General features: G+C 64.9%; 9 protein-coding genes. 8 read left to right on the forward strand and 1 reads right to left on the reverse strand.

What is annotated here, in order from left to right:
- The first annotated feature begins 148 nt into the window (after nt 1-148).
- The 4 genes from BGN95_RS03560 (at nt 149) to BGN95_RS03575 (ending at nt 3,335) form a co-directional block, all read left to right on the forward strand.
- The gene (locus BGN95_RS03560) at nt 149-580 is read left to right on the forward strand and encodes a hypothetical protein (RefSeq protein WP_286771630.1); all 432 of its coding nucleotides are present in this window, start codon (nt 149-151) and stop codon (nt 578-580) included.
- An 11-nt stretch (nt 581-591) separates the two neighbouring features.
- Nucleotides 592-1,824: a hypothetical protein gene (locus BGN95_RS03565; protein WP_286771631.1), complete on the forward strand. Its 1,233-nt coding sequence runs from the start codon at nt 592-594 to the stop codon at nt 1,822-1,824.
- Nucleotides 1,824-2,516: a hypothetical protein gene (locus tag BGN95_RS03570; protein ID WP_286771632.1), complete on the forward strand. Its 693-nt coding sequence runs from the start codon at nt 1,824-1,826 to the stop codon at nt 2,514-2,516. The genes BGN95_RS03565 and BGN95_RS03570 overlap by 1 nt, the downstream gene beginning before the upstream one ends.
- Before the next feature lie 162 nt (nt 2,517-2,678).
- A complete protein-coding gene (locus BGN95_RS03575; RefSeq protein WP_286771633.1) occupies nt 2,679-3,335 on the forward strand; it encodes a DUF6441 family protein in 657 nt (218 codons plus the stop codon).
- On the opposite strand, the gene BGN95_RS03580 is transcribed toward BGN95_RS03575, so the two are convergent.
- A complete protein-coding gene (locus tag BGN95_RS03580) occupies nt 3,332-3,811 on the reverse strand; it encodes a hypothetical protein (RefSeq protein WP_286771634.1) in 480 nt (159 codons plus the stop codon). The two genes, BGN95_RS03575 and BGN95_RS03580, sit on opposite strands and share 4 nt — an antisense overlap.
- Before the next feature lie 53 nt (nt 3,812-3,864).
- Between BGN95_RS03580 and BGN95_RS03585 the strand changes: the two genes are divergently transcribed.
- From BGN95_RS03585 to BGN95_RS03600, 4 genes are all read left to right on the forward strand, one after another.
- On the forward strand, nt 3,865-7,488 hold the full coding sequence (locus tag BGN95_RS03585; RefSeq protein WP_286771635.1) for a phage tail length tape measure family protein: 3,624 nt from the start codon (nt 3,865-3,867) through the stop codon (nt 7,486-7,488).
- Nucleotides 7,488-7,850 (forward strand): hypothetical protein, encoded by a 363-nt coding sequence (locus BGN95_RS03590; RefSeq protein WP_286771636.1) that lies wholly within the window; start codon nt 7,488-7,490, stop codon nt 7,848-7,850. Before BGN95_RS03585 ends, BGN95_RS03590 begins: the two co-directional genes overlap by 1 nt.
- A 3-nt stretch (nt 7,851-7,853) precedes the next feature.
- Nucleotides 7,854-8,636, forward strand: a complete 783-nt coding sequence (locus tag BGN95_RS03595; protein WP_286771637.1) for a hypothetical protein — start codon at nt 7,854-7,856, stop codon at nt 8,634-8,636.
- A partial coding sequence (locus BGN95_RS03600; protein ID WP_286771638.1) for a hypothetical protein occupies nt 8,636-10,272 on the forward strand: 1,637 nt, incomplete at its 3' end. The genes BGN95_RS03595 and BGN95_RS03600, both read left to right, overlap by 1 nt.

Below are 10,272 nucleotides of genomic sequence, written 5' to 3' on the forward strand. Positions count from 1 at the left end.
ATATCAGCGCCGAGATCTACGTCGGCGACGTTCCGGGCCGCCCGACGGCGCAAACGCGCCTGACCCGCAAGGGCATCACGTGGAAGGTCATCCAGGTGGTCGACCGTGATGATGTCGAGGCGTGGGTTGTGACGCTGGAGAAGGCGTGATGTCCTCGCCGCGCAATCAGATTTTCCAGACCGCGCTCGCGCGCCTCGCAGCGCTGCCGGACGCGGCCGAAACCGAGTTGATGCCCAGCGCGGACCCAATTTCCTTCCCCGCCCGCCACATCTTCGACAACGGACAGTCGATCGAGGAAACGGGCCACGATTTCACGATGTACCGCCTCGATTTCTCGGTTGAGGGCTACCTTGAGCGCGACGGCGGCGCCGACGTGCATCAGCAATTGAACGATTTCTACGCGGCGACCGTCGCGGCGCTGGTCCCTGACCCGCCGCTCGATGGGCTCGCCGAAACGATCGACGAGGGCGACATGCGCGTGATGGTCGCGCCGCTCGCCGACGCCAAACGGCTCGCCTTCGCGCTCGACTTCTCGGTCACTTTCTCTGCCCGCCGGGACGATCCGGCCCAGCCCGCCTAAAGGAGGCACCAATGGACCCGACTATTCGCCCGGCGAACGTCGCCGTGCTCGTGAAGATCGAGGCGACGGAGGGCGTCGACGCCGCGCCGGACCCCACCGTGGACGCGATCCCGGTCGAGGCCGATTCCGTCACCTATGGCAACCCGTGGACGCAGGAAGCCAGCAACGAGGCGACCGGCTCGCTCGTCGCGGGCGCGCCGTTGATCATCGGGCAGACCGTGCCGATCAGTTTCAAGTCGCGCGTGAAGGGCGCGGGCGTCGGGGCGGTCTATTCCTCGACGGTGAAGCCGCCGCTGCACCAGACCTTTCAGATCTGCGGTTGGCGCGGCCAGTTCACCGCCGCGATCGCCGCGGCGGTCGCAACCGCGGGCTCGGCCACCACGCTCACCCTGCCGGCTGCCTTCCCGGCCGTGTCGCGCGCGGTACTCGGCATGATCCTGCTGCTCACCGGCGGCGCCGGCTCCGGCGCGCAACCGGCCGTGATCGACTATAGCGCCGCGCGCGTCGCGACGCTGTCGGACAGCTTCACTCCGGTGCTCGATGCGACCACCCAGGTCAGCATGCCGGCGAACTGGACCTATTCGCAGACCTCGCCGAGTGATCAGGCGAGCCGCCTTGCCGACCAGCCGAGCGGCACGATCTACATCTATGAGGACGGCCGTCTCTATAAGTTCACCGCTTGCCGCGGGACGCTGACGCTTGACGGCAAGAGCGCGCGGCCGGGCTATGCGACGTTCAACGGCACCGGGATTTTCGCCGGTCGCGTCGACGCTGCGATACCCGCCAACCTTGCGATCGCCGGCCACTCGGCGCCTGTGCTGGTGCAGGGAACGGGCGTGTCGAACGCGGCGAGCATGAACCGCAAGCCGATCAACCTTTCCACCTGGTCGCTGGATCCGGGAAGCCAGATCGAGAATATTGACGACCCGAACACCCCCTACGGCTTCGGCGCCGGCCAAATCGTCGACCGCGCACCGATGCTCAAGGTCGACCCGCTGGCAACGCTGATCGCCAATCGGGACATCATCAGCGATATCGGCAATGGCGTGACGATGCCGGTCGTTCTCCGCCACGGCAGTCAGGCGGGCAACCGGTGGGCGCTCATTGCGCCGTTCGCGCAGCCTGCGCAGGCCGATAACGGCACGCGCGGCAAGTTGCGGTCGGAGGATATCTCGCTCCAGTGCCGCACGCTGGGCAAAGACTCGGTCGGGCGCGATTCCGACAAATATGCGGTGTTCTTCTGATGGCGGCGACCAGCACCACCGAAGCCGAACGCTTCACGCCGCCGTGGCGGGAAACCGACGCGAAAAAGCCCGTCTATCTGATCCGCGCGGGCAGTCTCATCGAGCGCAGCCAGATCGAAGCCGAGTTGAGCGGGGTATACGACGCCGGGCGCGTCTATAGCTTCGAGCTGCGCCAGGCGATGAAGGACGGCATCCTCCATTTGCTTGCCGATGACCCCGAGATCGATCGCGTGATCGAGTTGGTCGACCGGGACGCCGACGCGCGAGCGGAGGATGGCGAAACTCCCGAGCTTCCCCCGGAAGACGAGCGGCTGCTCGCCGACATCAGCAATATCCTTCGTCAGCACTGGCGAGCATATGGCGATCTCGTCGCACAGATCGAGCGCCGCCGGGAAATCGCGCCGATTCTCGCGTTTCAGCGCTTCGTCGTGGGCTGGGAGAACTTGCCCGTCCCGTTCGCGCGCGATCGTCAGGGGCGGATCCCAGAAAGCTCGCTGATCAAGCTCGATCCGATCGAGATGAAGGCGGTCGGCAACCGCGCCTATGCGCTGCTCTACCCGGAGCTGGACGCGGAAAAAAACTCCGCTGCGCCCTCGTCGTCCGAAGACGGCCCGAAGATTTCAGATTCGGCCGACACCACGGCGACGGGTGGGAAATCGACGGGAAGGTCTGGAAGGAAAACCCCCGCGTAACGCTCCCGCCGTGGGCTTTCAGCGTCGTCGATCTATGGCTCACCTGCCGTCGATACGCATCGCCATTCGGCGGGAGGGTGCTGCCTTGTCCTGGCTCTCCCGGCGAGCAGCCGGCGGCGCTGATGGACTGTTTCCTGTTGCTTGAGGCAGGGGAGCAACCCGATGGCTGACGGCGTGATCCTGACGGTTGACGGACGCAGCATCGACAAAGCGTCCGACTCCATCATTCGCACCTATCTGTCGGCGGCGACGCGCTCGGTCGCCGGCACGACGCGCGGGCTGGAGAAAAAGCTCGAGCGTGCGACCGAGCAGGCCGCCGGCGGCAAGCTGTGGCGGGCGTGGCAATCCTCCGCATATCCGTCGAGCGGCCCAGCCCGGAATCCGGCGGGCACGATCTGGTTGAAGGGCGGCGCGCGCACCCGCGGGGCGGTGAGGTTCTGGACCGAGCCGGGTACGATTCGGGGCTCGCGCGGGCAGTACCTCGCCATTCCGCTGCCCGCGGCAGGGTCGCGAGGCCGCGCGCGTGATCTTACCCCCGGGGAGTGGGAGCGACGCACGGGCATCCGGCTCCGGTTCGTCTATCGCCCAGGCCGGGCGTCGCTGCTGGTGGCCGACAATTCGGTACTGGGGAGCAAGGGCGTTGCCCGCGGGAACACCGCGCGGCGGATCGCCGCGGGGCGGATGTCGGCGACGGTGCCGATTTTCGTGCTGATCCCCCTGCTGAAATTCCGCAACGCATTCAGCCTTGCGCCGATGATCAACGCCAGCGAGGGCGAGTTGGCGCGGGCGTTTCTCGCAGAGGTGGCGGCGGCGCGCTAACGCTTCGCCGCATCGGCAAGCGGATCAGTATAGCCGCAGACCTCGAATACATGGCGAATGTGCTCTTCGCCGCCCTCTACGTTGAATGCTAAATCTACCGGCTGGTTATTATAGTCGAATATCCTGAATGCTGCGCGCTTCGATGTCGCGATGTATTTGGCGAGCTTGTATAGATCGGATCTATCCTCACCAATATACGCGACGTTTTTAAGAAGATCGAATCGCATTTCTACCACAGGGCCACCGTCAAAGCGCATCTGCCCCTCGGTGTAAGACCTTGCGTAATACTGCGGCGCACTCAGCTGAATGGTCACGATCCGCCCCAGCGCGGATGAACAAAAAACGGATAGCCGGCCTCCGCTCTCATTCATCACTCTCGCGGAGGCGTCTTTCTGATCAGTCATCGGATCGACCTTCTCGGTCAAAAGCCAGCCGCTAGTTGATGCCGCCGCCAGTGCTAAGGCGCTGAAAATCATGAGCCACTCCCTTGAGGGGAGAGAATGGCACAAAACAAATTGGAGTGCGAGCAATGTCCAATTTCGACATCATCGCCCGCCTCCAGCTGAGCGCGGACCAGTTCTCCAGCGAGACCGGGAAACGGTTCGCGGAGATGAAGGCGAGGGCCGCGTCGGCGGCCGACGAGGTGAAAAAGCCGTTCGTCGCTGCGTTTGCCGATGTTCAGCGCCAGGCGGCGCAGGCGCTTAATCTGCCGCGCACCTCCTCGGGTTCGCTCGACCTTTCGCAGGAGATCGCCAGCCTTCGCGAATCCGCCACTGCTGCCGATCAGCGTGCACTTGCGCTTCGCGAACTCGCCAATGCCCAGCTTTCCGTTGCAAACGCTGGCCACGCCGATGCCGCCGCGCTTCGGCTGGAGGCGGACGCCGCTATGGTCGCCGCGCACGCAGCGGAGGCCGCAGCGCAAGCCGATCGGGATCGGATCGGCGCGATCGGGGCCGTGCAGGCGGAGCTTAACCGCACCACCAGCGCCACCGTCGCCCACAGCCAGGCGCTCAATCGAAATACCGTCAGCGCTGGTCAGCAGCGCATGGCGATGCAGCAGCTCGGCTTCCAGATCAACGACGTCGCGACGCAATATTCTGCCGGATCCCCGCCGATGCAGATCTTTGCGCAGCAGACCGGCCAGGTGGTGCAGGCCCTTGGGCTGATGACCAACAGCACTAAGGGGGTACTCGGGTTCCTTGGCGGCCCTTGGGGCGCCGTGCTCACCGCTGCGACGGTTATCGCCGTGCCGTTCATCGCCAAATTGATTGATGGCAGCGCCGCGGCTGAAGAGATGGCGAAAAGGCTCGCCGACGCAGCGAACGCCGCCGATTCTTTCGGCGCCGCTCAGACGCTGCTCGGGAAGGTGATCGATCTCCAGACGGGTAAGATGAAGACCCAGAACGAGGTCCTGAAAGAGGCGATCCGACTGCAGGCGACCGCTGGTGTCATCAAGGCCCGTGAGGATCAAAAAGCTGCTGGTAAGGAAGTGCGCTCGCTCGGTGAGGCCGGCATTCTGGATAGCATCGTCGGCGGTTTCTCCGGGCTCGGCGGTGCCTATAATCCGCGCATGCAGGCGATCGGCGTACGGTTCGCGGCGGGTTCCATCGATATCAAACAGGCTCGCGAGGAAGTCGAAAAGCTCGGGCTGAGCGCTAAGCAGACGAACGAGGCTTTGCTTAAGCTCGTCAAATTCGGCACCGCGCGCAACGACGAGAAGGCAAATCAGGAGGTCATCGACGCGCTCGACGGCAAGGGGATTTCGCCCGATCTGGTGCCGTACCAGCGCGAGAAGAAAAAGCGCGAGAAGAAGCCGCGCGATTTGACCAGCATGTCGCAGTCTGCGGCAGAGGAAATCGCGCGCATCAATGCACAGTGGGACGAACAGCCTAAGCTCATCGACAAGGCCCGCGTCGAAACGCTCCGGCTCGACAACCTGATCAAAGATCTCGGGAAGAAGAAACCCCCGAATTTCGAGAAGCTGATCGAGGATGCCCAAAAGGCAAAGCAGACGATCCAAGACGGGCTCGACCGGCCGTTCCGCGACTTCGTGCGAACTCAGAACGAGAGCGTTGCGGTCAACCGCTTCATCTTGCAGGGGCATGACGATCAGGCGGCGGCGCTGCGCGAAGCCTTCCGGCTCAAGGAGTCGATGGAGCCGCTAGATCAAAAGCAGCTTGCTACGCTCACCAGCATCGCCCGCCAGAACAGGGTTATCAACGACGCCCTGGAGGATCAGCGCCGCATCGTTGGGTTGTATGTGGGCGCCGTCGGCGGCCTCCAGCGGACGTTCGACCAGTTCCTGAGCACCCTTTACACTTCGCCGGTCGACGCCGTGAAGGGGATCGTCAGCGGGACTTTCAACACCCTCAAGCAGCTGCGCAACGACCTTCTATCAAACGCGCTTTTTGGCGGTATCGACCGGGAGGTTGAGCGCTACATTCGGAAACTTACAGGTCGCCAAACGCCAGCGGAGATTCTACAAGAGCAGGCAGGTGATGCGGGCCAAATACTCGGCAAGACCGTCGCCGATGTCGATGCCGCACTCAATCGCTTGGTTGCATCTGTCAACAAGGCCGCCAATGGTGTTGCGGCCAACGACAATATAAAGCCGGGCGCTGCACCGGAGGTAGGACAAGGGGTTTCCGACGGTGACGCCAGTCAGACTGGCGACGTAGTTGTTACCGCGAAACGAAAGATCGACGGCCTTGGCGGCGCGATCGGCATTATGCTCGATGGCCTCAACAAGAACCTTAAGAACAATTTCGGCTTCGAAATCCCCAAAGTTCTCGTTGGCGGCCTCAAACAGTTCCTGCCCGAGATCGTTCGAGGCGGCCCCCTGGGCCAGCTCAGCGGCTCGGTCTTCTCGGCGATCACCGGCGGCCGCAATGACCCGACGGCATCGGCGATCGGCGGCGCAATCGGTAAGATCGGGGGCGATGCGCTGGGCAAGGCCGTCGGCGGCCTGCTCGGCAAGGTGGGCGGCCCGCTCGGCTCGATCGTCGGCGGCGTGCTGGGCAACCTTGTTGGCGGCCTGTTCCGCTCGATCAAATGGGGCAGCGCCAGCGTCGATCTCGTCAACGGCAAGGCCGTCGGCGGCAGCGCGACCGGCAAGGGCGCCGATGAGAAGCGCTCCGCGACCGGTTCGGCCAGCGGGCTTGCCAAAGGCATCAATCAGGTCGTCGACGCGCTCGGCGCGCAGATCTCGTCGTTGCCCGGCATCACGATCGGCAGTTGGGACGGGAAGGCTCGCGTTGCGCTGACCAAAACGTCGCAGGCGCTGCACTACAATAACTTCAATGATTCCGTGCTGAAAGACTTCGGCAAGGATGGGCAGCAGGCCGCCCTCGAATACGCGATCGCCTATTCGGTCAGCCATGCGGTGCTGACCGGGATCAGTCAGGCGTCGAAAAACATCATCGCCAAGGGCAGCGACGATATCGAGGGCGCAATTCAGAAGGCATTGCTGATCGAGGCGATCCCGCGCGATCTGAAAGCGATGGTCGACCCGGTCGGGGCGGCGATCGATGAGCTCAACCGGAAATGGGCCAAGACCAAGGCCGCGCTGGATGAGGGCGGCGCGTCGACCGAGCAGATGGCGCAGGCGCAGCGGCTCTATCAGATGCAGCTCGACCAGATCAAAGCTTCGACCGCGTCGGCGTCGGCGACGCTGAAAGAGTTCCTGACCACGCTTAACATCGGCAGCAACTCGCCGCTGTCACTGCGCGATCAGGAAGCCGCGGCGATGCAGCAACTCAAGCCGTTCCTCACCGCGATCGAGGCCGGCCAGACGATCGATCAGAGCAAGTATCAGGCGGCTGCGCAGTCCTATCTCGACATCGAACGCCAGCTGTACGGCTCGACCTCGAAATTCTTCGAGGCATTCGACGCGGTGCAGGCCGCGACCAACAAGGCGATCGCCTCGATCGACAATGCCGCGCCGGTGTCGGATCCGGTCGCGAACCCGTTCGCCAAAGCGACCGCGGACAGCACCGCCGCGGCGGCGAGCGGGATCAAGGCCGGCAACGAACTCCTGTCGCAGAATAGCGACCTGCTGCAGCGCATCGCTTCGGCGGTCGAGCAGCTGACGCGCAATGGCGGCTCCGGGGGCGGCTTCATCGGTGCCAACCGCAACTTCGTGTCTTACGCCTGATGCCCGCAACCCCCGCTGATATCGCCGCCGCGTCGCGTGACGTGGTCGTTGCCACATGGTCCGACGCGACGATCGCCGGCCGCTACCCGTCCGCGCGCGACGGGTCCGTGCAGCCCGAAGACGGCTTCTTCGATGCGATCGCCGACGCGCAAACCGTCATCAACGCGCGCGGCGCGCTGATCGGCGCGGAGCGACGGCGGTTCGAAGCGCCGGCCGACGGCCTGATCTGGCCCAGCGATCCGCCCGAGGTGCCGCAAGTCCGCCTCGTCGACAGCGAGCAGGGCGCGGCGGTGAACACGCTGGCCGGTCGGTTTGAGCTCGACCTCGAAGCCGAGACCTCCACCTTCGAACTGTACGGGTGACGGATGGCAAATGCCTGGATCATCGAACCGCTTGCCGGAACGGTCACCTCTGCCACCAGCACCAGCGTCGGCGCGAAGGAGAACGTGCTGAACGACTATGCCGGTGTGATCTGGAAATCGGGCAGCGCGACGACGATCGATCTCGCAATCGACCTTGGTGAGAACAAGGAATTTGGCTCAATCGTGCTGTTTGGCATCACCGATGCCCCGGCGACGGCGAAGCTGCAGGTCTATCTCAGCACGGACAGCGCCGGCCCAGCTGCGTCCCCGCCGACCTGGCACGGCACGGAAACGCTGCTCTATTCGGGCACCGAGCAGCCCGCGAGCGGCGGCGTGTGCGTGTTCGACATCTCGGCGAACCTCGCCGTTCGCTATGTCCTGCTGCGCTTCACCAATGCCACCGCCTTCACGATCGGATTCTCGCGCCTCGTCATCGGCAAGCGGATCCAGCTGGAGCGCAACTTCAACGGGATCACGACGGGCGTGAAGGATCTCGGCGCGCTCGATTTCTCGGCGCGCGCGGTGTTGCTGCGTCGACGCGCGAAGAAGCTGCGTACCCTCTCGCTCACCTTTTCCAACGTCGCGAAGGATGAGGTGGAGGGCGTCGTGCAACCGATGCTGGAGCGGATCGGCAATACCGAGATGATCGCGATCGTGTCCGATCCCGTGCCGGCACCGAACCTGCCGCGCCGCTGCTTCTACGGCCCGCTCGTCGGCGAGCAGGGGCAGGCGTGGCGGAAGGCCGATCGCTGGGAAGCCAAGCTCAACATGGTGAGCATCTTCTGATGCTGGTCACATTGGTGCAGATCGACGCCTGGGACGCGGTCGCCGGGGTGGCCGTAGCCTTGCGCGCGAGCAGCGTCGACGATCCGGCCGCGTGCCACCTCAACGGGCAAACGTGGTGGCCGGCAATCGCCAAGCTGCCGACCCTGCGGTACGATTTCTTCGACGGGTCGTTTGGCGGGCAGATCAGCGCGCCCACCTCCTCGATCACGATCCAGACCGAGGCGCTTCCCGCGCTCGCCGCCCCGGGCATGGCCGACGCTCGGTTCCGGCTGTGGACCGGCGAGCTTGGGGCGGATTGGTCGACCTATACCCTCCGGTTCGACGGGCGCGTGACCGGCCAGCCGCAGGTTGAGGACGGCAAGGCGCAGATTGATTTCGCGGTCGATGACCGGTGGCTCGATACCGCATTGCTTAGCACCTACGCGGGCACCACCGGGGCCGAGGGGCCGGCATCGCTCAAGGGGCAGGTCAAGCCGCTCGCGCTCGGGGCGCCGCGCTATGTCGCCGGCACTCTGATCGACGCCGTGAACAGCGTGTTTCAGGTGTCGGCTTATGGGCCGGTCTTCGGGTTTGAGGCCGCGCTCGAACGACTCCTGCGCTACGGCGCGCCGATCGCCGATTATGCCAATTATGCGGACCTTGTCGCGGCGACCATCCCGCGCGGCCAGTGGGCGACCGCGAAGGCCGTCGGAATGGCGCGGTTCGGCGCGCCGCCGACCGGGCAGATCAGCTTCTTGCTGCAGGGCGACGCGGCGGGCACGGACGGCTGGGCGCGCAAACCCGGCCAGCTGATCCGGCGCCTGGCGCTGCTCAGCGGCGGCGCGGGGAAGATCGACGACGCGAGCCTGAACGCGCTCGACGCCGCGCGGCCGTACAACCTGTCGCTCTATCTCGACGGGCAGACCACTGCGCGGCAGCTGATCCAGCAGATCGCCGCGAGCGTGAACGCGGTGGCCGGGGTGAGCTGGACGGGCAAGCTGTTCGTCCGCCCGGTCGGCATCGCCGCGCCGGCGATCACGCTGGCGACCGACGGATCGTCCCTGCCGGCGGCGAAGCCCGCGCGGCAGATCGATATGGGCGCGCCGTGGAAGAAACTGGCGATCGGTGCCGAGCGCGCGTGGACCGTCCATGCGCTCGCCGATATCGCCTTCACCGCGACGCTGGTCGATATGGGCGCCTATTCGTCGGCGACCGCCTATCGCGAGGGCAATATCGTCCAGTCCGGCGGGGCGACGTGGGTCTATATCAACCCGGCGTCGTCGACTGGGAATGCGCCGCCGGCACCGCCGTCGAGCGGCAATAGCTATTGGAACGTGCTGGCGCAGGCGGGTTCGGGGGGCGTGAGCCCGCCGATCATCACGATTGCGGCCTCGAAACAGGCGATCGGCTTCAACAATGCGGGCTCGATCACCTCGGGCGACGTAACGGTCACCACCGAGCGGCAGAATACGACCGACGCCCCGGTTTTCTCGCTCACCTCGTATGATGGCACGGCCCACGTTATCCAGAAGTCGGCCGCCTACATGGCCGCCACCTGGCCGTCCTACTTTTCCACCAGCGGCGTGGACAATCTCACCGTCAAGGCCCTCTATCTGCAAGGAACGCTGCCAGTTTACGGCGGCGGCATGACCTTCGT

The sequence above is a fragment of the Sphingomonas sp. 66-10 genome (assembly GCF_001897045.1).
Lineage (GTDB): Bacteria > Pseudomonadota > Alphaproteobacteria > Sphingomonadales > Sphingomonadaceae > Sphingomonas > Sphingomonas lycopersici.